The 21425-nt window shown below is 67.2% G+C and carries 18 protein-coding genes; 6 read left to right on the forward strand and 12 right to left on the reverse strand.

Translation table 11 applies throughout. The annotated features are described in order from the left end of the window. Positions 1-72: 72 nt before the first annotated feature. Entirely contained in the window at positions 73-1950 is a 1878-nt protein-coding gene (locus A5650_RS12040) for an MFS transporter (protein ID WP_067291034.1), read from the reverse strand. A gap of 84 nt (positions 1951-2034) precedes the next feature. Further along, the gene (locus tag A5650_RS12045; protein WP_067291036.1) at positions 2035-3327 is read right to left on the reverse strand and encodes a multidrug effflux MFS transporter; all 1293 of its coding nucleotides are present in this window, start codon (positions 3325-3327) and stop codon (positions 2035-2037) included. A 141-nt stretch (positions 3328-3468) separates the two neighbouring features. On the opposite strand from A5650_RS12045, the gene A5650_RS12050 reads away from it, so the two are divergent. The 3 genes from A5650_RS12050 (at position 3469) to A5650_RS12060 (ending at position 9285) form a co-directional block, all read left to right on the forward strand. Next, a complete protein-coding gene (locus A5650_RS12050) occupies positions 3469-4221 on the forward strand; it encodes a hypothetical protein (protein ID WP_067291039.1) in 753 nt (250 codons plus the stop codon). Positions 4222-4428: 207 nt separating this feature from the next. Continuing rightward, positions 4429-8223: a multifunctional oxoglutarate decarboxylase/oxoglutarate dehydrogenase thiamine pyrophosphate-binding subunit/dihydrolipoyllysine-residue succinyltransferase subunit gene (locus tag A5650_RS12055; protein ID WP_231992601.1), complete on the forward strand. Its 3795-nt coding sequence runs from the start codon at positions 4429-4431 to the stop codon at positions 8221-8223. 231 nt (positions 8224-8454) lie between these two features. Next, positions 8455-9285 carry an SDR family NAD(P)-dependent oxidoreductase gene (locus tag A5650_RS12060; protein ID WP_067291044.1) on the forward strand — a complete coding sequence of 277 codons (831 nt, stop codon included), beginning with the start codon at positions 8455-8457 and terminating at the stop codon, positions 9283-9285. A 4-nt stretch (positions 9286-9289) separates the two neighbouring features. Here the strand turns inward: A5650_RS12060 and A5650_RS12065 are convergent, their stop codons facing one another. From A5650_RS12065 to A5650_RS12075, 3 genes are read right to left on the reverse strand one after another with little or no spacing between them, the layout of a single operon-like run. Continuing rightward, entirely contained in the window at positions 9290-10132 is an 843-nt protein-coding gene (locus A5650_RS12065) for a glycine betaine ABC transporter substrate-binding protein (protein WP_067291047.1), read from the reverse strand. Between the two features lie 5 nt (positions 10133-10137). After that, positions 10138-11322, reverse strand: a complete 1185-nt coding sequence (locus A5650_RS12070) for an NAD(P)-dependent malic enzyme (RefSeq protein WP_197501851.1) — start codon at positions 11320-11322, stop codon at positions 10138-10140. Positions 11323-11374: 52 nt separating this feature from the next. Next, positions 11375-12364: a malate dehydrogenase gene (locus A5650_RS12075; protein WP_067291049.1), complete on the reverse strand. Its 990-nt coding sequence runs from the start codon at positions 12362-12364 to the stop codon at positions 11375-11377. Between the two features lie 137 nt (positions 12365-12501). Between A5650_RS12075 and corA the strand changes: the two genes are divergently transcribed. Beyond that, a complete protein-coding gene (gene corA / locus A5650_RS12080) occupies positions 12502-13590 on the forward strand; it encodes a magnesium/cobalt transporter CorA (RefSeq protein WP_067291052.1) in 1089 nt (362 codons plus the stop codon). Here corA and A5650_RS12085 read toward each other — a convergent pair. The 6 genes from A5650_RS12085 to A5650_RS12110 form a co-directional block, all read right to left on the reverse strand. Then, positions 13587-14180: a suppressor of fused domain protein gene (locus A5650_RS12085; RefSeq protein ID WP_067291055.1), complete on the reverse strand. Its 594-nt coding sequence runs from the start codon at positions 14178-14180 to the stop codon at positions 13587-13589. The two genes, corA and A5650_RS12085, sit on opposite strands and share 4 nt — an antisense overlap. Continuing rightward, the gene (locus A5650_RS12090; RefSeq protein WP_067291059.1) at positions 14177-15370 is read right to left on the reverse strand and encodes an ABC transporter ATP-binding protein; all 1194 of its coding nucleotides are present in this window, start codon (positions 15368-15370) and stop codon (positions 14177-14179) included. The genes A5650_RS12085 and A5650_RS12090 overlap by 4 nt, the downstream gene beginning before the upstream one ends. Before the next feature lie 4 nt (positions 15371-15374). Next, positions 15375-16211: a carbohydrate ABC transporter permease gene (locus A5650_RS12095; RefSeq protein WP_067291062.1), complete on the reverse strand. Its 837-nt coding sequence runs from the start codon at positions 16209-16211 to the stop codon at positions 15375-15377. Next, complete coding sequence (locus tag A5650_RS12100; protein WP_067291065.1) at positions 16211-17134, reverse strand: carbohydrate ABC transporter permease; 924 nt, start codon at positions 17132-17134, stop codon at positions 16211-16213. The genes A5650_RS12095 and A5650_RS12100 overlap by 1 nt, the downstream gene beginning before the upstream one ends. Further along, positions 17131-18534 carry an ABC transporter substrate-binding protein gene (locus tag A5650_RS12105; RefSeq protein ID WP_067291166.1) on the reverse strand — a complete coding sequence of 468 codons (1404 nt, stop codon included), beginning with the start codon at positions 18532-18534 and terminating at the stop codon, positions 17131-17133. Before A5650_RS12105 ends, A5650_RS12100 begins: the two co-directional genes overlap by 4 nt. A gap of 252 nt (positions 18535-18786) precedes the next feature. Next, complete coding sequence (locus A5650_RS12110; RefSeq protein WP_067291068.1) at positions 18787-19311, reverse strand: YflT domain-containing protein; 525 nt, start codon at positions 19309-19311, stop codon at positions 18787-18789. 107 nt (positions 19312-19418) lie between these two features. Here A5650_RS12110 and A5650_RS12115 point away from each other — a divergent pair, with 107 nt between their 5' ends. Next, entirely contained in the window at positions 19419-20015 is a 597-nt protein-coding gene (locus A5650_RS12115) for a DUF4190 domain-containing protein (RefSeq protein ID WP_067291071.1), read from the forward strand. A 3-nt stretch (positions 20016-20018) separates the two neighbouring features. Then, on the forward strand, positions 20019-20465 hold the full coding sequence (locus tag A5650_RS27120) for a DUF4190 domain-containing protein (protein ID WP_067291167.1): 447 nt from the start codon (positions 20019-20021) through the stop codon (positions 20463-20465). 3 nt (positions 20466-20468) lie between these two features. Here the strand turns inward: A5650_RS27120 and A5650_RS12125 are convergent, their stop codons facing one another. Next, positions 20469-21425 (reverse strand): HpcH/HpaI aldolase/citrate lyase family protein, encoded by a 957-nt coding sequence (locus A5650_RS12125; RefSeq protein WP_156744106.1) that lies wholly within the window; start codon positions 21423-21425, stop codon positions 20469-20471.

A 21425-nucleotide genomic window follows, 5' to 3' on the forward strand; every position in this document is an offset into this window, starting at 1 on the left:
CGAAAAGGAATCAGTTACAGATCCCTTCCTGACACCTCCGGAGGCATTTGAGAAGGACTAACTCGAGCTATATCAGCGGTCGAGGTCGTCACCCTGGGCATGCCGCCCGTTGGATCGCTCAGCCCGGCCCGGCCGTTCACGGTGACCGTCGCGCGGGTAGGCCCGCGGACGCGGCGAATTCAGCCACGACTGCCGCGTCTCGTCGTTCACGTGCAAACCGTTGTGCGTCAAGCCGATCGCCTCGTCGACGGGTTTGTGGGGCGGCGGATCGTCGGCGAGCAGCTGGTCGAGTATCGCGCGCCACGACTCGTCGGACTGCTCGGTCGGCCGCTCGTCACGGGAGGCCAGCGGCGTGGTCGTCGCCTCCCGCTCGGCGGGCACCCATGACGCGACACCGGTGTCATCCCAACTGATGGTGTACTCGACGTAATCGTCGTCGTCGTCGAAGGTTTCGTCGTCGTCCTGCGCGACCTCGGGCGCCGCGTCGTCGAGCGGCCGCCGGGCATAACCGAGCAGAAACACCGCGGCGACCACACCGAACAGCGCGACGAACGCGGGCAGTAACAGAGACTGCGCCATGGCGGCCGCGAACGGCGTGTGCAGGAACGACGGCAACTGCGTCGCACCCGCCTCACCTTGCACCGAATCGCCCGCCCGCGGCGGCATTTCGGAGTTGACCTGCCAGGTCATGAACGCGGCCATGCTCGCGCTGCCCAGCACGGCGCCGACCTGGCGGGTGGTGTTGTAGACACCCGACCCCGCACCGGCCAACCGCCCCGGCAGGTTACGGGTGGCGGTCGCGGCCAGCGGCGACCAGATGAACGCCATCCCGATACCCGTGGCGGTCAGCGGCAGCACCAGTCGCCAGATCGGGGTATCGGGCGCCATCTCCAGTGACAGCCACGTCATCGCGATCGCCAGCACCGAGAAACCGAATCCGACCACCGGGCGGGGATGCCACCGGTCGACGATCCGCCCGACGATCGGTGCGAGCACACCCGTCGCGATCGCCATCGGCGCGGTCAGCAGCGCCGAGCGCGTCGGCGAGAGCCCACACACCGCCTGCGCGTAAAACATGATCGGCACGATCATGCCCGTCACCACGAACCCGATCGTCGCGACGCCGAACGTCGACAGCGAGAAGTCGCGGTCACGGAAGATCTCGAGCGGCAGCAGTGGGTCCTTGCGATTGGCCGACTGCCAAAACAGGAACGCGGCCACCACCCCGGTGCCGAGCGCCATCAAGCCCCACACCCAGTGCGTCCACTGGTGCGCCTGACCCTCCTGCAGGGCGAACACGATCAGGAACAGCCCGACCCCCGACAGCAGCACCCCCGGCACGTCGAGGCGCTGGCGCTGGCGCGGCAGCTCGGGCACCAACCGCATCGCCAACGCCACGCCCACCACGCCGATCGGCACGTTGACGAAGAAGATCCACTGCCACCCGAGCGCGTCGACCAGGACCCCGCCGGCCAGCGGGCCGACCAGCGTCGCGACGCCGGCCGTCGCACCCCACACGCTCATCGCCACGCCGCGCCGGTCAGCGGGGAAGATGCGGGTGACCGTCGACAAGGTCTGGGGCGTCAGCAGGGCTGCGCCCACACCCTGCACGACCCGCGCGGCGATCAGCATGCCGATCGTGTGCGACAGCCCGCACCACAAGGAGGCGACGGTGAACACCGTTAGCCCCAGCAGATAGAGGTTCTTCGGCCCGAACCGGTCGCCGAGGCGTCCCGCCACCAGCAACGGCACCGCGTACGCGAGCAGGTAGGCGCTGGTGACCCACAGAACGGCGTCGTAGCCGGCGTCGAACCTGGCCATGATCGACGGATTGGCGACCGCCACGATGGTCGCGTCCACCAGGATCATGAAGAAGCCGACCATCATCGCCCACAGCGCATGCCACGGGTTCGATGACGCGTTCTGCCTGGTGAAAAGGGTTGAGAGCATCCTGGGTCGACTAGCACTCGGCGATCCCGCCGACGCTACGCAGCGTTGCCGATCCCGACAAAGCGGGACCGCGCGCTGCGGGCGTCAGGCGGGTTCGGGCACGACGTCGTCGCTGACGTCGCATTCGGAGTCATCCGCGCGTTCGGTCGACGACACACCGACGGCCATGAGCGCGAGCAACGCGATCACCATACCCACCGTCATCACCGCCGCCAGAGCGAACTCGTTGTTGCCGAGGGCTCCGACCAGTGGGGCGATCGCGGCGCCAAGCCCGAACTGTGCGGCGCCCAGCAGAGCGGCCGCCGTACCCGCGGCGTCGGGATGCCGCGTCAGCGCCACCGCGGGCGCGTTCGGGATGACCAGACCCATCGCGGCCAGCACCACCCACACCGGGATGACGAACCCGGCCAGCCCGCCGATGTCCGCGAGTGCGATTCCGACGAAGACGGCACCGCTGAGCGAAGCCACCGTCAACGCCCACAGCACGATGGTCTGCGGCGTGTAGCGGCGCAGCAGCAGGACGTTGCACTGCGTGGCGCCGATCAGCGCGATCGCGCCGGCACCGAAGACGAGCGCGAAGGCCTGCTGATCGAGCCCATAGCGACCCTGCAGCACGAACGGCGCCGCCGAGATGTAGGCAAACAACCCGGACATGCCGAGGGCGGCGACCAGAACCAGCACCACGAAGCGCGCGTCGCGTAGCAACTCCACGTAGGTCGCCGCGATGCCGCGCACCTTCAGTGGCCGCCGATGGGCGACGGGCAGCGTCTCGGGCAACGCCGTCGCCGCCACCAGCAGCAGAGCAGCCGCGATCAACACCAGCGCGGCGAACACCCAGTGCCATGAGGCCTTCAGCAGGACCGCGGCGCCCAGCGACGGCGCCAACACGGGCGCGACCCCGAGCACCAGCATCAGCCGCGACATGACGATCGCCGCGGCGGAGTCGGTGAACAGATCGCCGACGACGGCGATCGCCACCACCATGCCCGCGGCCGCGCCCATCCCCTGCAGGCCGCGGGCCACACCGAGCACCTCGATGTTGGGCGCGAACAGGCACGCCAGCGAGGCGAGCATGTGCAGCACGATCCCGGCCATCAGCGGCCGGCGGCGACCCAGCGAGTCCGACAGCGGGCCCACGAGCAGCTGGCCCAGCGCCAGCCCGAGGAGCGTTCCGGTCAGCGTCAGCTGCGCGACCGACGACGACACCCCGAGTTCGTCGGCGATCCTCGGCAGCGCGGGCAGATACATGTCGATGGTCAACGGACCCAGCGCGACCATGACACCCAGCACGACGATCATCCGGATCCGGCTGGGAGTCTTGCCCTCCTGGAGGGGAGTCGGGGCAGTCGTCAGATCCACAGCCGGTGATGGTGCCATGAGAACGATTAGCGTCGCTTCTCATTATTTTCTTCCCGCTCTGGCAGACCGTGAGCGCGATCACGGCCGGGCACACCGGGTGGCCACCGTTCGTTGGACTAAGCGATAGCCTGGAACGAGTCGTTCGGACAGGAGGCCCATATGAGTGCCCGGTCGAAGGCCAAGAGCCAGTTACCGGCGGTCAACGACGGCTCCGCCGACGATCCCAGCGTTGCCGCCAAGGTGCTGTCGCAGATCATCGAACGAGGCGCGCGCGTCCAGGGCCCCGCGGTCAAGGCCTACGTGGATCGCCTGCGCAAGCAGAGCCCGGATGCGTCACCCGCGGAAATCATCTCCAGGCTCGAGAAGCACTACCTCGGCGCGGTGATGGCCAGCGGCGCAGCCGTCGGATCGGCCGCGGCGTTCCCGGGACTCGGGACACTGGCCGCCGCGTCGGCGGTCGCGGGCGAGACCGTGGTGTTCCTCGAAGCGACGTCCCTCTACGTGCTGGCCGTCGCCGAGGTGCACGGTATTCCGGCCGAACACCGGGAGCGGCGACGTGCCCTGGTGCTGTCGGTGCTCGTCGGTGAGGACAGCAAGCACGCGATCGCCGACCTGATCGGCCCGGGCCGGACCAAGGGCGCCTGGATCGCAGACGGCGCGGCGACGCTGCCGCTGCCCGCGGTGTCACAACTGAACTCACGCCTGCTGAAGTACTTCGTCAAGCGCTACACACTGAAGCGCGGGGCGATCGCGTTCGGCAAGCTGCTGCCCGTCGGCATCGGGGCCGTCGTCGGCGGCGTAGGAAATCGCCTGATGGGCAAGCGCATCGTGGCCAACGCCCACAAGGCGTTCGGCACCGCGCCACCGCGATGGCCGGCGACACTGCATGTGTTGCCGGCGCCGCGCGACTGACTGCACCGCGACGACCGCGACAACCATAAAGCCGTTGTCGTGGTCTGGCCGTTGCTTCGGCGCTAGCCTTTAGGCGGCGGGATGCGGGGTAACCGTAGAGAACCTGGCGAGCGTTGAGATGCGCTCGCGCGAAGCGAAGAATCGAGGCGAGTAGCTACCGTGAGCTCACCTTCACCATTCGGACAGAACGAGTGGTTGGTCGAGGAGATGTATCGCAAGTTCCGCGAGGATCCCTCGTCGGTAGATCCCAGTTGGCACGAATTCCTCGTCGACTACTCCCCTGAGCCGACCACCGAGAGTCAGACGCAGGGCAACGGCCAACGTTCCGCCGGGCCGGTGAGCCCGCCGGAGCCCGCGCCCGCGCCGGCGCCCAAGCAGTCGGACAGCAACGGCGCCGCGCGGCCCGCGAAGGACAAGGACAAGTCGGAAACGAAACCCAAGGACGCGGCCGAGAGCACACCGAAATCGTCGGCGCCCACCAAGGCGCCCGCGGCCAAGCCCAAGGAGTCGTCCCCCAAGGAGTCGAAGGAGTCCAAGGCGCCGGCGAAGGAATCGGCGAAGGAGTCGGCGGCCAAGGCCAAGGGCGCCGACGACAAAGATTCCGGCGGCGAGGAGACCCAGGTGCTGCGGGGCGCCGCGGCGGCCGTCGTCAAGAACATGTCGGCGTCGCTGGACGTGCCGACCGCGACCAGCGTGCGCGCCATCCCGGCCAAGCTGATGATCGACAACCGGATCGTCATCAACAACCACCTCAAGCGGACCCGCGGCGGGAAGATCTCGTTCACCCACCTCATCGGCTACGCGGTCGTGCAGGCGGTCAAGCAGTTCCCGAACATGAACCGCCACTTCGCCGAGATCGACGGCAAGCCGAATGCCGTGACGCCCGAACACGTCAACCTCGGGCTCGCGATCGACCTGCAGGGCAAGGGCGGGAGCCGCCAGCTCGTGGTGGCAGGCATCAAGGGCGCAGAGAACCTGTCGTTCGGCCAGTTCATCGCCGCCTACGAGGACATCGTCCGCCGTGCCCGCAACGGCAAGCTGACCGCCGAAGACTTTGGCGGAGTGACGATTTCGTTGACCAACCCCGGCACCATCGGCACCGTGCACTCCGTGCCGCGGCTGATGCGCGGGCAGGGCGCGATCATCGGCGTGGGCGCGATGGAGTACCCGGCCGAGTTCCAGGGCGCGAGCGAGGAGCGCATCGCCGAACTGGGTGTCGGCAAGCTGGTCACACTGACGTCGACCTACGACCACCGCATCATCCAGGGTGCGGAGTCGGGCGACTTCCTGCGCACCGTGCACCAACTCCTGCTCGACGACGACTTCTTCGACGAGATCTTCCGCGAGCTCGGCATCCCCTACGAGCCCGTGCGGTGGCGCACCGACAACCCGGACTCGATCGAGGACAAGAACGCTCGCGTCATCGAGTTGATCGCCGCGTATCGCAACCGCGGCCACCTGATGGCCGACATCGACCCGTTGCGGTTGGACAAGAACCGGTTCCGCAGCCACCCCGACCTCGACGTGCTCACGCACGGGCTGACGCTGTGGGACCTGGACCGCGAGTTCAAGGTCAACGGGTTCGCCGGTGCACAGCAGAAGAAGCTGCGCGACGTGCTCGGCCTGCTGCGCGACTCGTACTGCCGCCACATCGGCGTCGAGTACACACACATCCTCGAGCCCGAACAGCAGCAGTGGCTGCAGGACCGCATCGAGAAGAAGCACGAGAAGCCGACCGTCGCGGAGCAGAAGTACATTCTGAGCAAGCTCAACGCGGCCGAGGCGTTCGAGACGTTCCTGCAGACGAAATACGTTGGTCAGAAACGATTCTCACTGGAGGGTGCCGAGACCGTCATCCCGACCATGGACGCCGTGATCGACCAGTGCGCCGAGCACGCGCTCGACGAGGTCGTGATCGCGATGCCGCACCGCGGTCGGCTCAACGTGCTGGCCAACATCGTCGGAAAGCCCTACTCGCAGATCTTCTCGGAGTTCGAAGGGAACCTGAACCCGTCGCAGGCGCACGGTTCCGGCGACGTGAAATACCACCTGGGCGCCACGGGCCGATTCATTCAGATGTTCGGCGACAACGACATCGACGTGTCGCTGGTCGCGAACCCATCACACCTCGAGGCCGTCGACCCGGTTCTCGAGGGCCTGGTCCGCGCCAAGCAGGACATGATCGACAAGGGGGACGGCGACGGTGAGGGGGCGGGCGCGTTCAGCGTCGTGCCGCTGATGCTGCACGGCGACGCCGCGTTCGCCGGTCAGGGTGTGGTCGCCGAGACGCTGAACCTGGCGCTGCTGCGGGGATATCGCACCGGCGGGACGATTCACATCATCGTCAACAACCAGATCGGTTTCACCACATCGCCCGACGACGCCAAGTCCTCGGAGTACTGCACCGACGTCGCAAAGATGATCGGCGCGCCGATCTTCCACGTCAACGGCGACGACCCCGAGGCCGCCGCGTGGGTGGCCCGGCTCGCGGTCGATTTCCGGCAGAAGTTCAAGAAGGACGTCGTCATCGACATGCTGTGCTACCGCCGCCGCGGGCACAACGAGGGCGACGACCCATCGATGACGCAGCCGTCCATGTACGACGCGATCGACGTCAAACGCGGTGTGCGCAAGAGCTACACCGAAGCGTTGATCGGCCGCGGCGACATCTCGATGAAAGAGGCCGAGGACGCGCTGCGCGATTACCAGGGACAGCTGGAACGGGTCTTCAACGAGGTGCGCGAACTCGAGAAACACGAGATCGAACCGAGCTCCTCGGTGGAGGCCGACCAGATGGTGCCCGCGGGAATGAACACCGCGGTGGACAAGTCGCTGCTGGCGCGCATCGGCGATGCGCATCTGGCGGTGCCCGAAGGCTTCAACGTGCATCCGCGCGTCAAGCCGGTGCTCGAGAAGCGCCGCGAGATGGCCTATGAGGGCAAGGTGGACTGGGCGTTCGCCGAGTTGCTCGCACTGGGTTCGCTGATCGCCGAGGGTAAGACCGTGCGGCTGTCGGGTCAGGACACCCGCCGCGGCACGTTCACCCAGCGGCACTCGGTGATCATCGACCGCAAGACGGGCCAGGAGTTCACCCCGCTCGATCTGCTGACCGTCGACAAGGACGGCAACCCGACCGGCGGCAGGTTCATGGTGTACGACTCGCCGCTGTCCGAGTTCGCGGCCGTCGGCTTCGAGTACGGCTACTCGGTGGGCAATCCCGACGCAATGGTGTTGTGGGAGGCGCAGTTCGGTGACTTCATCAACGGTGCGCAGTCGATCATCGACGAGTTCATCAGCTCGGGTGAGGCCAAGTGGGGCCAGCGCTCGGACGTCGTGCTGCTGCTGCCGCACGGACACGAGGGCCAGGGCCCCGACCACACCTCGGGTCGCATCGAGCGCTTCCTGCTGCTGTGGGCGGAAGGGTCGATGACCATCGCGATGCCGTCGACGCCGGCGAACTACTTCCACCTGCTGCGGCGCCACGCCCTGGACGGCATCCACCGGCCGCTGATCGTGTTCACGCCGAAGTCGATGCTGCGGAACAAGGCCGCCGTCAGCGACATTCGCGACTTCACCGAGCAGAAGTTCCGCTCGGTGATCGAGGAGCCGACGTACACCGACGGTGACGGCGACCGCAATCAAGCGAAGCGGATGCTGCTGTGCAGCGGCAAGCTCTACTACGAGCTGGCCGCACGCAAGAAGAAGGATCAGCGCGACGACGTGGCCATCGTGCGCGTCGAGCAACTCGCCCCGCTGCCGCGCCGGCGGTTGGCCGAGACGCTCGATCGGTACCCGAACGTCGAGCAGTACTTCTGGGTGCAGGAGGAGCCGGCGAACCAGGGCGCATGGCCGACGTTCGGTCTGACGCTTCCCGAGGTGCTGCCCGAGAAGCTGACGGGCATCACGCGGATCTCGCGGCGGGCGATGTCTGCGCCGTCGTCGGGTTCGTCGAAGGTGCACGCGGTGGAGCAGCAGGAGATCATCGACGAGGCGTTCGCCTGAGAGCGCCCGGCGACGATGCGGGGCGAGGGACGAGCCCCGAGGGGAAGCCGGGCAATTCAACACGAAGGCGGCGCCGAGGAGACGACAACCGGCACGAGGCGTTCGCCTGACGACTCGCAGTCCTTGACCGGTTGATCCCGCGCCGCTGCTGCGTGGGATCAACCCGTTAGAGGGCGAACCCGCGGTACCGGCTAACCTCGAACGCGAGTCAACCGACACGAGGGAGTGGTAATGCAGGGCTTCGCCGGAAAGGTCGCCGTGGTCACCGGCGCCGGGTCGGGTATCGGACAGGCGCTGGCCATCGAGCTGGCCAAGTCGGGCGCCAGCGTCGCGATCAGCGACGTCGACACCGAGGGCCTGGCTGCCACCGAAGAGCGGATCAAGGCGATCGGCGCGCCGGTGAAGACCGACCGCCTCGACGTCACCGAGCGCGAGGCCTTTGAGCTGTATGCCGACGCGGTCGTCGAGCACTTCGGCAAGGTCAACCAGATCTACAACAACGCGGGCATCGCGTATGTCGGCGACGTCGAGGTGACGCCGTACAAGGACATCGAGCGGGTGATGGACGTCGACTTCTGGGGCGTCGTCAACGGCACCAAGGCCTTCCTCCCGCACCTGATCGCCTCGGGCGACGGGCACGTCGTCAACGTCTCCAGCCTGTTCGGCATCTTCTCGGTTCCGGGTCAGGCGGCGTACAACTCGGCGAAGTTCGCGGTGCGCGGGTTCACCGAGGCGCTGCGTCAGGAGATGCTGGCATCGGGTCGCCCGGTGAAGGTGACGACGATCCACCCCGGCGGGATCAAGACCGCGATCATGCGCAACTCGACGGCCGCCGAGGGCGTCGACCGCGAGGGCCTGACCAAGACGTTCGACACCAGGCTGACGCGGACCACGCCCGAGGAGGCCGCGAAGATCATCCTCGACGGCGTCCGCAAGAACCGGGCGCGGGTACTGGTCGGCGCCGACGCGAAGATCCTCGACGTGATCGTGAGGATCACCGGGTCGGGCTATCAGTCACTGTTCCTGGGCGTGGTCAAGCGACTGGTGCCCAACGCGCACTGACGCGTCAAGAGTCGCCGAGCGGGTGTTCGGCGAGGAACGCGTCGGCGACGTGGCCGGGATCCCTACCGTCGGCGACCGCGGCGCGCATCTCCGCGAGCGCAGCGGTGTCCAACACACCGGCCACCTCGTTGAGCGCGAGCACCTGTGACTCGTTGAGTTCGTTGCGCCGCGACAACGGCACCAGGTTCTCCGCTCGGATCAGCGACGTGCGGTCCGACAGCATCAGCAGTTCGGCCGGGATGCCCGGCGCCGCGGTCGTCGTCCACGCCGCCGGGAACCGGCCCGAACGCACGGCGTCGAAAACAGCTTTGCTGTCACGAAATTCGGTCACCTTCGGTTTGCACGGACCGATCGCCGACGGCCGGGGCGCATCGGCGACCGCGGCGACGGTCAGCCCGTCGCAGTTGCGCACCGCAGCGGTGACGTCGCGTCCGTCCCACTTCTCGGCGGTCGACTTCGCCACCGCGAGCGCGGGCTTGTCCTCCGCCGACGTGGTGTAGTCACCCGCGGCGACGCCCTCGGGCAGCGCCGAGACCATCTCCCTATACACCTGCGTCGGCGCGCGGGCCGTCGCCTCGGGGTCGAACCTGTGCAGCAGCCGACCGGTGAAACCAGGCACCACCGTGATCGCCCCGGAGTCCATCTCAGCCAGCGGATCGTCCTCGATCTCGACGTGCGCCGCGCTCCCGTAGGACCGCAGCGCAGCGGCGTAGAGGTGGGCGGTCAGCGTCGACTCGGGATCGACCGTGGCGCCGACGGCTATCGACGGTCGCTCGGTCTGCCCGCCGCACGCGGCGCAGCCCGCCACGATCACCGCGACGAGCGCCAGCGCCAACCGCCGGCCCACCGGGGTCAGCCTTCCGATGCCTCGGCCACCGCCTGCGCGACGGCGGGCGCGACCCGAGGGTCCAGCACGCTCGGCACGATGCGATCGTGGGCCAGGTCGTCGCCGACCACCGAGAAGATCGCCTCGGCGGCCGCGACCTTCATCCGCTCGGTGATGCGTCGCGCTCCGGCGTCGAGCGCACCGCGGAACACGCCGGGGAATGCGAGCACGTTGTTGATCTGGTTGGGGAAGTCGCTGCGCCCGGTCGCGACGACGGCCGCGTACCGACTCGCGTCGTCCGGATGGATCTCGGGATCCGGGTTCGACAGCGCGAACACGATCGAATCGGGCGCCATCGAGGCGATCAGGTCGGCGGGCACGACGCCAGCGGACAGGCCGAGGAACACGTCGGCGCCCTCGAGCGCCTCGGCGATTCCCCCGGTCAGTCCGCGCGGGTTGGACGTCTGCGCCAGGTCGGCTTTGTAAGTATTCAGGTCCTGCCTGCCCCGGTGCACGATGCCCTGCGAGTCGAGCAGCGTGATGTCGCTGACCCCGGCCGCCATCAGGATCTTCGCGCACGCGACACCGGCCGCACCGGCCCCGCTGACCACCACCCGAAGGGATTCGATCTTGTGGTCGACGACCTTGGCCGCACCCAGCAGGGCGGCCAGCACGACGATCGCCGTGCCGTGCTGGTCGTCGTGCATGACCGGGCAATCCAGCGCCTCGACGAGGCGCCGCTCGATCTCGAAACACCGCGGCGCCGAGATGTCTTCGAGGTTGACGGCGCCGAAGGTGGGGCGCAGCCGGACGAGGGTCTCGACGATCTCGTCGGTGTCGTTGGTGTCGAGCACGATCGGGATCGAGTTGAGGTCGGCGAACGCCTTGAACAGGGCGCTCTTCCCCTCCATCACCGGCAGCGACGCGGCCGGGCCGATGTCACCGAGCCCCAGCACCGCGCTGCCGTCGCTGACGACCGCCACCATTCGGCTGGCCCACGTGTAGCGCGCGGCCAGCGTGTGATCGGCGGCGATCGCCCGGCTGACCTGGGCCACGCCGGGGGTGTACGCGACGGACAGCGCGCGCTCGGTGTCGAGGGCCGCGTTCAGCGCAACCGAGAGCTTGCCGCCTACGTGGGCGGCGAAGATCTCCTCATCGCTGAGGACGATATTGGATCCGTTCAATGGAAGGTCTCTCACCGCTTGCGACACGGCGCCCAGGTTAACGACGAACTGGTAGGTAACCTAATCGCCCGCTCGCCCCTCAGATCAGGCCGAGGTCCGTGACCGCCTTGCGCTCGTCGGCGAGCTCGGCCGTCGACTTGTCGATGCGGCTGCGCGAGAAGTCGTCGATGTCCAGGCCCTGCACGATCGACCAGTTGCCGTCCTTCGTCGTCACCGGGAACGACGAGATCAGGCCCTCCGGGACACCGTAGGAGCCGTCGGAGACCACCGCCATCGACACCCAGTCGTCGGCGGGGGTGCCCAGCAGCCAGTCGCGGGCGGCGTCGACAGTCGCCGAGGCGGCCGACGCGGCCGAGGAGGCGCCGCGGGCGTCGATGATCGCCGCGCCGCGCTTAGCGACCGTCGGGATGAAGTCGTTCTCGATCCAGTCCTGGTCGTTGACGGCCTCCGCGGCGTTCTTGCCGCCGACCTCGGCGTGGAAGATGTCGGGGTACTGGGTGGCCGAGTGGTTGCCCCAGATCGTCATCTTCTTGATGTCGGTGACCTTGGCGCCGGTCTTGCGGGCCAGCTGGCTGATGGCGCGGTTGTGGTCCAGGCGGGTCAGGGCCGAGAACCGCTCCTTGGGGATGTCGGGGGCGTTGGTCATCGCGATCAGCGCGTTGGTGTTGGCGGGGTTACCAGTCACCCCGATGCGCACGTCGTCGGCGGCCACCGAGTTGAGCGCCTTGCCCTGGGCGGTGAAGATCGCGCCGTTGGCCTCGAGCAGGTCGCTGCGCTCCATGCCCGGGCCGCGGGGCCGGGCGCCGACGAGCAGCGCCAGGTTCGCGCCGTCGAAGATCTTGTTTGCATCGGAGCCGATCTCTACGCCGGCCAGGAGCGGGAATGCGCAGTCGTCGAGTTCCATCACCACACCCTCGAGCGCCTTGAGCGCGGGCTCGATCTCGAGCAGCCGGAGCTCGATCGGCCGGTCGGGGCCGAGCAGCGATCCGCTCGCGAGGCGGAACAGCAGGCTGTAGCCGATCTGGCCGGCGGCACCGGTGACTGCGACCTTGAGGGGTGTTGTGCTCACGTCAGATGCTCCTTGCACAGATGTACGTTGCCCGCACCGCGGGCGGATTGCGGTCGGGAACGAAACTAGCAGGCAGCCGACCGGCCCAGCCGCGTAGCATCGACCACGGCCGACAACGTCCTGGGGAGAGGGACCCGATGCCGTCGTTTCGTGCGTTACCTCGTACCCGGACGAAGGCGGGGCCCGGGTCCGACGGTGCCGGCCAGGCACCCATCGAGAACGCGACCGTCGACTGCGGCATCTACTGTTCGGGCATCCGGCAGGCCGACACGCTCGGACCCGCTGAGGCACTGGACAAGGTGCGCGAACTGCAGCGCGAGGGCAAAAACGCGTTCGTCTGGATCGGCTTGCACGAGCCCGACGACGAGCAGATGCAGTCGGTCGCCGACGTGTTCGGGTTGCACTCGCTGGCCGTCGAGGACGCCGTGCACGCGCACCAACGCCCGAAGCTCGAACGCTACGACGACACGTTGTTCCTGGTGCTCAAGACGGTCAACTATGTCGAGCACGAATCCATGGCCAAGGCGCGCGAGATCGTCGAGACCGGCGAGATCATGATCTTCGTCGGCGACACCTTCGTGGTGACCGTGCGGCACGGCGACCACACCGGCCTGGCGGGCGTGCGCAAGGACTTGGAGTCGTCCCCCGGTTCCCTCGAACTCGGCCCCTACTCCGTCATGCATGCCATCGCCGACCACGTCGTCGACAGTTATCTCGACGTCACCTCGCTCGTCGAGGCCGACATCGACGCGATGGAAGAGGATGTCTTCTCGCCGAACCGGCCGACCAATATCGGCAGCATCTACCTGCTCAAGCGTGAGGTCGTCGAATTGCGCCGGGCCGTCTACCCGCTCACGCTGGCGCTGCAGCGGATCCTCTCGGATCACAACGACCTGATCTCGGTCGAGATCCGGCGGTACATGGGCGACGTGTTCGACCACAACACCCAGGCCTCCGACCGCATCGCCGGCTTCGACGAAATGCTCACGTCCCTGGTGCAGGCCGCTCTCGGCAATGTCGCGATGCAGCAGAACACCGATATGCGCAAGATCTCGGCGTGGGTGGCCATCGCCGCGGTTCCGACCGCGATCGCGGGCATCTACGGCATGAACTTCGAACACATGCCGGAGCTGGCGTGGTCGTGGGGGTATCCCGCGGTGCTGCTGTTGATGGCGACGGTGTGCACGCTGCTGTACCGCACATTCCGCCGCAACAACTGGCTCTAGCTCGGTTTGGCCGCCGGGCGTGCGGGATCGAGCACGTCGACACCGTCCTGCTGCCACGCCTCGCGCATCGCGTCGGCGCCCTTGAGCCGCACCCACGCCGCCTCGGTGGCGGTGATCGGCGTGGCGGCCAACACCTTCACCGGCTCGAGCGGCGCGGTCAGCGCGACGTCGTCGATCATGCTGTCGCTCAACAGGAACGCCGTGAACGGTGAGGATTCCCACAACGGGGTCTCGAGGTCGATCAACGCGTCGGGCGCCAGGACCAGCCCCTCCACCGCGGGCGCGGCGGCCACGATCGCGATCGCGCGGTGCAGCCCCCGCGGCGACGGTCCGCGCAGCGCGACCGCCACCTCCGCGCGCGGGCCGTGCAGCGCGTCGGTCACCATCTCGGTGGGGTCGAACATCGGATGGCGCGAACAGCCAAGCGACACATAGTGAACGACGCCGTCAGGGTCGGGCCCGAAGCGCAGCACGTCGATGGTCTCGGTGCCCAGGAACGTGACGTTGGCTTCGTCAGGCTCCGCGTCGATGCCCCGACGCGCGAAGTGCTCGAGCAGGTGGGCGCGAACCGTCGCGGGAACGTCGATCACTCGGCCGACGAAGCGGATGAGTCGGTGTCGGGCAGGCTGAGGTTCTTGCCCGACTCGGGATCGAACACCGCCAACTTCGAGGTGTCGAAGGCCAACTGGATCGAATCGCCTTGGCGGGCCGTCGAGTCAACGGAAACCCTTGCGACGAACTCGTTTTCGCCCACGCCGGATTCCGCGGCCAGCTCGGCTAGCTGCGCCGATCGCGCGCCGGCGCCCTCGGTTTTGAAGTGGAGGTACTTGTCGGCGCCAAGCGACTCCACCATGTCCACCGTGACGTCGAAGGAGAGGGCGCGGATCCGCGCGTACCCGTCGAGCACCGCGGCATCCTCGAAGTGTTCGGGCCGGATGCCGACGATCACGTTGGTCGGCGCGTTGCGGCGGGCCAGCAGGTCGTGGTTCTCCTGGGTGAGAGTGACCTCGCCGAACGGCAGCCGCACGCCCACGTCGGTGATCGTCGCGGGGAAGAAGTTCATCGCGGGCGAACCGATGAAACCGGCGACGAACAGGTTCGCGGGCCGGTTGTAGAGATCCTCGGGAGTTCCGATCTGCTGGGCCACCCCGGCGAGCAACACCACGACGCGGTCGCCGAGCGTCATCGCCTCGGTCTGGTCGTGGGTGACGTAAACGGTGGTGGTGCCCAACCGGTCTTGTAGGCGGGCGATCTCCGCACGCATCTGCACGCGCAGCTTTGCGTCGAGGTTCGACAGCGGCTCGTCCATCAGGAACGCTTTGGGATCACGCACGATCGCGCGGCCCATCGCGACGCGCTGGCGCTGACCGCCGGAGAGCTGACCGGGCTTCCGGTCCAAAAGCTCGCTCAGGTCAAGGATTTTCGCGGCTTCGTCGACCTTGCGGGCGATCTCGTCCTTCTTCAGCTTGGCCAACGTGAGCGGGAACGCGATGTTCTGCCGGACGGTCATGTGCGGATACAAGGCGTAAGACTGGAACACCATCGCGATGTCGCGGTCCTTGGGCGCTTTCTCGTTGACGCGTTCCCCGCCAATGCGCAGTTCACCCGAGGTGATGTCCTCGAGACCCGCGATCATGTTGAGCGTGGTCGACTTTCCGCATCCCGACGGGCCGACGAGGATGATGAATTCGCCGTCGGCGATCGTCATCGACAACTCGTGGACGGCCGTCGCGCCGTTGGGGTAACTCTTCGTCACCCGGTCCAACACAATTTCGGCCATGGAACTACCCCTTCACCGCGCCGGACGTCAGGCCGGCGACGATCCGTCGTTGGAAGATGAGCACAAAGATGATGATCGGGATGGTGATGACCATCGCGCCCGCGGCGATCGATCCCGTCGGTTCCTCGAACTGCGAACTGCCGGTGAAGTTCGCGATCGCCACCGGCGCCGTGATCGCGCGTTGGGTGGCGGTCAGCGACAACGCCAGAAGGAGGTCGTTCCACGCGAAGATGAACACCAGGATCGCCGCGGTGACGATGCCCGGCGCCGCGAGCGGGGCGATGACCTTGCGGAACGCCTGTGCCGGTGTCGCGCCGTCCATCTTCGCCGCCTTCTCCAGATCCCAGGGGATCTCCCGGAAGAACGCCGACAGCGTGTAGATCGCGAGCGGAAGCGCGAACGTGATGTACGGGATGATCAGGCCGGGCCAGGTGTCGAACAGGCCGACCGCACGCTCGATATTGAAAAGCGGTGTGACGAGCGAGATGTGGGGAAACATCGCGATCAGCAGTGCGACCCCGATCAGCAATTGCTTGCCGGGGAAGTCGAGCCGTGCGACCGCGTATGCGGCCATTCCGCCGATCACGACCGCGATGGCGGTGGTGATCAGGCCGATTCCGATCGAGTTGATCAGCGCCGAGGTGAAGATGTTGCCTTGGAATATCGCCTTGTAGTTGTCGAAGGTGATCTCGACGGGAATCAGCCTGCCGTCCTTGACACTTGACGTCGGTTTCAGCGACAGGGACAGGATCCACAGCACCGGGAACAGGGCGTAGATGACGACCAGCACGTTGACGACGGTCCATTCGGTCACGCGCGACGTAGGAGCCCGCTCGGTCATCAGCGACTCTCCTCGGCCGCCCCCGGTGCCGCTGCACCGAAGATCTTGATGTAGATGAACGCAATGATCGCCACGCACAGGAAGATCAGCACGCTGATCGCCGAACCCAGACCGACGTTGAACGCCTTGAACAAGTTGTCATAACCCAGGATCGACACCGATCCGGTATTGTTCGCCCCTCCCGTGAGGACGTAGATGTTGTCGAAGATCCGGAACGCGTCGAGGGTGCGGAACAGCAGCGCCACCAGGATCGCCGGCTTGATGAGCGGCAGGATGACCTTGATCAGGCGCTTCCACGCTCCCGCACCGTCGACCTGGGCGGCGTTGAGCAGATCCTGTGGGACGAGCGCCAATCCGGCCAGAAGTAGCAGTGCCATGAACGGCGTCGTCTTCCACACCTCGGCGAGCACTACGATCGCCAGCGAGGGAAGCTGTTCGGTCAGAGGGGCGCTGCCCTCGGGCAACAGGTTGGCCAGATATCCGGTGCCGGGTGTCCACGCGTAGTACCAGCTGTACGACGCTGCCACGGTGACGATGCCGTACGGGATGAGGACCGCCGTGCGCACCACACCCTTGCCGAAAATGGTGCGGTGCATCACCAGCGCCAGCGCCATTCCGAGCACGAACTCGATGGCCACCGATACCACGGTGATGCCGAGCGTGACGAAAAACGCTGTCCACCAGTACTGATCGGTCAGGATCGTGACGTAGTTGGACAGCCCGACGAACTCGGTGTCCTGCGGGGCCGCCATGTTGTTGCGCTGCAGACTCAGCCACACCGCATAACCGATCGGATACGCGGTCACCGCGAGCATCAGCAGAACGGCGGGGGCAATCAGCAGGAACGCGAGCCTGCGTTCCGAGCGGATGTCGTCGCTGCCGGTCGCAGCCGGTGCGGTCGCGGCGGCCGGTGGCGCGGTCACGGGATCAGCCCCTTCCCGTCGATGGCCTTCTGCACCTGCTCGGCGAGTTCGTCGGCAGTGCGCTCCGGGTCGATGTCGGTGATCGGCGCCAGCGTGGTGGAGATGCGGGTGGAGACCGCTTGGTACTGCGGCGTGGCGGGACGCACCGCGGCGTTGGTGAGTTGTTCGCGGATGATCTCGTACTGGGGGTATTTCGCCTGGAAGGCCGGATCGCTGTAGAGCGATGTGCGCACCGCGGGCAGCCCGCCCTCCACCGAGGTGTAGCGCTGGTTCTCGACGTTGCGCAGGCACCGGATCGCCTCGAATGCCTCGGCCTTGTGCCGGGTCGTTCTCGCCACGGCGAGGTTCAGGCCGCCGATGGTGACCTTCGCCGCCTCGCCCGGCTTCACGCCCGGGTACTGGGCGAAGCCCAGCACCTTCCTGCTCGCTTCGAACGCGGCCTCGAATTGTTCGTCGCTGGGCGAGAAACTTCCGACATCGTTGATGGCGTCGGCGAGCGCGGGATCCTTGTTGAGCGGGAGGAATGACACGCCGCCCTTGATCGCATTCTCCAGCAACGACGGCAGCACGTACGGCCAGTTCACCTCGAGCGCGGCCTTGCCCTGTTCGAGCGCAAGCCGTGCGGTGGTCTCGTCGGTCTGGGTGACCGACGGGTCCGCGCCCGGTGCGGTGGCGACGTTCTTGATGATCTGCAGTGCCTTGACGGTGGCGGCGCGATGTTCTTCGGTGTCGGTCAGGGTGACAGTCTCGCCGTCATCGGAAAGCACCTGTCCGCCTGCGCTTTCGAGCAAGGTGTTGAACCAGACCACCAGGCCTTCGTATTGCTTTCCCTGTACCGCAATCCAGCTCGGACCGCCCTCGGCGTGCAACCGGGTGGCCTCGGACACCATGGCGTCCCACGTCGGCGGCGGCTCCGGCATCAGATCCGCTCGGTACCAGAGCAATTGGGTGTTGGTGGTGACGGGTGCGGCGTACAGCTTGTCCTGCCAGGTGGCGGTCTGCAGTGGGCCGGGCAGCGTGTTGTTGTTCGCGTCCGCCTCGGCTTGTCCCGCGGGATCGTCGGAAAGCGGTAGCGCCCAACCGGCCTCGGCGAACTCGGCGGTCCACACCACGTCGAGCGCCATCACGTCGAGGCTTCTGTCGTTTCCGGTCAGCCGCCGCGCGAGCTGAAGCCGTTGATCGTCGGCCCCCTTCGGCAAACTGATCTGCTGAATCCGGAAGCGCCCGCCGAGCTCCTCGTTGCATCGTTTGGCGACGGCCGTGAAGGTCTGCGCCTCGTTGGCGGGCGTGTAGTAATTGATGACGATGCCGCCGCTGTCGGATCCACACGCCGTCAGCGCTGACGCCGTCGTCAGCGCAGCAACCGCCGCGGCACCCAGCCGCCGTTGGCTTCCGCGTATGGCCCCCCACGCCGGTGGGGAACTGGGGAAGCGCACCACCCGCCTCCGTCCCGCTTCGATGTCGCCGTCGAACGTCGCCGCCGCGGCGGCGCCGCGTTCGATGTCGCCGCCGCAGCAGCTCCAACGGGAATCTCCCGCGCGCAAACCGTATTGCCACAACCGTGTGGTTTGCAACACTTCAGCGGCGCGCGTCGCACACCGTTACGCAATCGGGAACCTGGGCAAACTTCGGCGCTCCGCGCGACGGGAATGTCAGATGGTCAAGCGCGCCAGCAGATCCCGTCCGCGTTCGGCGTTCTGCGGATCGCACAGCACGTCGTAACGGCCCGCGACGAGTTGCAGCGTCGAACTGAAATCTCTTGTGCCACGCGCCATCGCATACGGTATCGCCGACGTGATGAGGCCGAAGAACACACCCGCGATCAGGCCGGTGGCGAGCGCGCCCCACGGGTTGGGGCTGAAGAAACCGAGAATGAGGCCGATGAACAGGCCCAGCCACGCACCGGTCAACACGCCGCCACCGAGCACCTTGGGCCACGTCAGCCGGCCGGTGACCCGCTCGACCTGCATGAGGTCGACGCCGACGATCGTCACCTGCTGCACCGGAAACTCCTGGTCCGACAGGTAGTCCACAGCGCGTTGCGCCTCGGCATAGGTCGGGTAGGAACCGATCGGCCAACCCTTCGGCGGTGTGGGCAGACCCGCGGGGCCACGACCCAAATTCGGGTTACCAGGCGTTGCGCCCGAACTTGCTCCAGGTTGAAACGGGCTGGTCATCGGTCTTCTTTCTCCTCTGTCGCCGCGATTCGTTAAGTTGCTGCCTCGTAAGGGACAACGCCGCGATGGCCGCAATCGTGCCCGAGAATTGCGCTAGGTTGACAAGCATGACAAATCCCGGGGAGGACGCAGCAGAAACCGCATCATCCGAACCCCACGGAGGTGCGTCCGAGCCGACATCGTCCGGATACGAGGCGCCGTCGACCGAACAGACACAGGGTGCCCAGCCCGATCAGCCGGCGTACGGCTACCAGGCGCCGCCGGCGTACGACCCGTCATCGGGATATCCCCCGCCCCCGCAGGGCGCCTATCCGCCGCCTCCTGCCTACCCTCCGCCGGGCGCCTATCCACCACCGCCGCCGGGGTCCTATCCCCCGGCCTACCCTGGCGCATCGAACGTCGGGCAGGGATATCCGCCTCCGCCCTACGGCGCGCCGGGATACGGCACGCCCGGCTACGGCGGCGGTTACGGCCTACAGCAGGACAAGACGAACGGTTTGGCCATCGGCTCCTTGGTGGCCTCGGCGGTCGGCGTCCTGTGCGGTGTCGGCTCGCTCGTCGGCATCGTGCTGGGCATCGTGGCGCTCAACCAGATCAAGACCTCCGGTGAAGGCGGCCGCGGTCTGGCGATCGCCGGCATCGCCGTCGGCGCGGTCACGCTCGTGCTCAACATCATCTTCGCCATCGCCATGATGAGCAGCTGAGTGGTGAGCGGGAGCGACCCGTACGGAGCCGAACGGCCCGACCCGTTCGCATCGGTGGACTACCCCACCGATGCGGGGTTGCCTCCGCCGCTGTATCCGCCACCGGCGTCGGGCTACCCGCCGCCCTACACGTCCGCGGCCGGCCAGGGCCACTACCCGCCCACCGGTTACGGCTACGACCCGTACCGGCCTGCGAGGCCTCCCGGCACGAACGGGATGGCGATCGGCTCGCTCGTGTGCTCGCTGGTCGGCGTCTTCTGCTGCGGGGTGACGTGCATCGTCGGGGTCATCCTCGGCGTGATGGCCATGCGCGAAACCAAACGCACCGGACAGGACGGTTTCGGAATTGCGTTGGCTGGCACCATTATCGGCGGACTTGCGGTCGCCGGGTTCCTCGTCTACATCCTGCTGTATCTGAGCCTGCTCACCACCGGGTGGCAGTGGACCTGAGCATCACTCGGGCGGACGGAACGGCTCGCCTTGACGCTCCATGCCCGCGGCGCGGCCCTTTCCGGCGATCACCAGGGCCATCTTCCGGCTGGCCTCGTCGATCATCTCGTCACCCAGCATGGCCGCGCCCCTGGCCCCGCCGGCACGCGAGGTGTACCACTCGTAGGCCTCGAGGATCAGCTCGGCGTGGTCGTAGTCCTTTTGCCGGGGGCTGAAAATTTCGTTGCCCGCGGCGATCTGGTCCGGATGCAGCACCCACTTGCCGTCATATCCCAGCGCCGCCGAACGGCCCGCGACACGGCGGAAGCCGTCGACGTCGCGGATCTTCAGGTACGGGCCGTCGATCGCGAGCACGCCGTGCGCGCGGGCCGCCACGAGAATCCGCATCAGCACGTGGTGGTGCGCGTCGCCGACGTCGTAGCCCTCCGGCTGTTCGCCGACTTCGAGCGTGCGCATGTTCAGGCTCGCGGCCATGTCGGCAGGGCCGAGCACGAGCGCCTGCACCCGCGGTGCGGCCGCGATCGCGTCAATGTTGGTGAGGCCCTGCGCATTCTCGATCTGCGCCTCGATGCCGATGCGGCCGACGGGCAGTCCGTGGGTGGCTTCGAGTTGATTCAGCACCAAGTGCAGCGCCTGAATGTGGGTGGCGTCGCTGACCTTCGGGAGAACCACGATGTCGAGTGCCGCACCGGCGGTCGACACCACCTCGATGATGTCGGCGTAGGTCCACGGCGTCGTCCAGTCGTTGACGCGCACACCGCGTAGTTGGCCGGCCCAGCCCGGTTCGGCGAGCGCGGTCGCCACCCGCGTGCGGGCCTCGTCCTTGGCGTGCGGTGCGACGGCGTCCTCGAGATCGAGGAACACCTCGTCGGCTGACAGGGTTTTCGCCTTCTCGACCATTTTTGCGCTGCTCCCGGGAACGGAAAGTACCGTTCGGCGGGGTCGATACCGGTTTTCCAC

Source organism: Mycobacterium sp. 1164985.4, from assembly GCF_001668575.1.
Classification (GTDB): domain Bacteria; phylum Actinomycetota; class Actinomycetes; order Mycobacteriales; family Mycobacteriaceae; genus Mycobacterium.

Coding starts and splice junctions, on each gene's coding strand:
- A5650_RS12040 (WP_067291034.1), bottom strand. CDS start 1,950: ATGCTCTCAACCCTTTTCACCAGGCAGAACGCGTCATCGAACCCGTGG.
- A5650_RS12045 (WP_067291036.1), bottom strand. CDS start 3,327: ATGGCACCATCACCGGCTGTGGATCTGACGACTGCCCCGACTCCCCTC.
- A5650_RS12050 (WP_067291039.1), top strand. CDS start 3,469: ATGAGTGCCCGGTCGAAGGCCAAGAGCCAGTTACCGGCGGTCAACGAC.
- A5650_RS12055 (WP_231992601.1), top strand. CDS start 4,429: ATGTATCGCAAGTTCCGCGAGGATCCCTCGTCGGTAGATCCCAGTTGG.
- A5650_RS12060 (WP_067291044.1), top strand. CDS start 8,455: ATGCAGGGCTTCGCCGGAAAGGTCGCCGTGGTCACCGGCGCCGGGTCG.
- corA (WP_067291052.1), top strand. CDS start 12,502: ATGCCGTCGTTTCGTGCGTTACCTCGTACCCGGACGAAGGCGGGGCCC.
- A5650_RS12090 (WP_067291059.1), bottom strand. CDS start 15,370: ATGGCCGAAATTGTGTTGGACCGGGTGACGAAGAGTTACCCCAACGGC.
- A5650_RS12095 (WP_067291062.1), bottom strand. CDS start 16,211: ATGACCGAGCGGGCTCCTACGTCGCGCGTGACCGAATGGACCGTCGTC.
- A5650_RS12110 (WP_067291068.1), bottom strand. CDS start 19,311: ATGACCAGCCCGTTTCAACCTGGAGCAAGTTCGGGCGCAACGCCTGGT.
- A5650_RS12115 (WP_067291071.1), top strand. CDS start 19,419: ATGACAAATCCCGGGGAGGACGCAGCAGAAACCGCATCATCCGAACCC.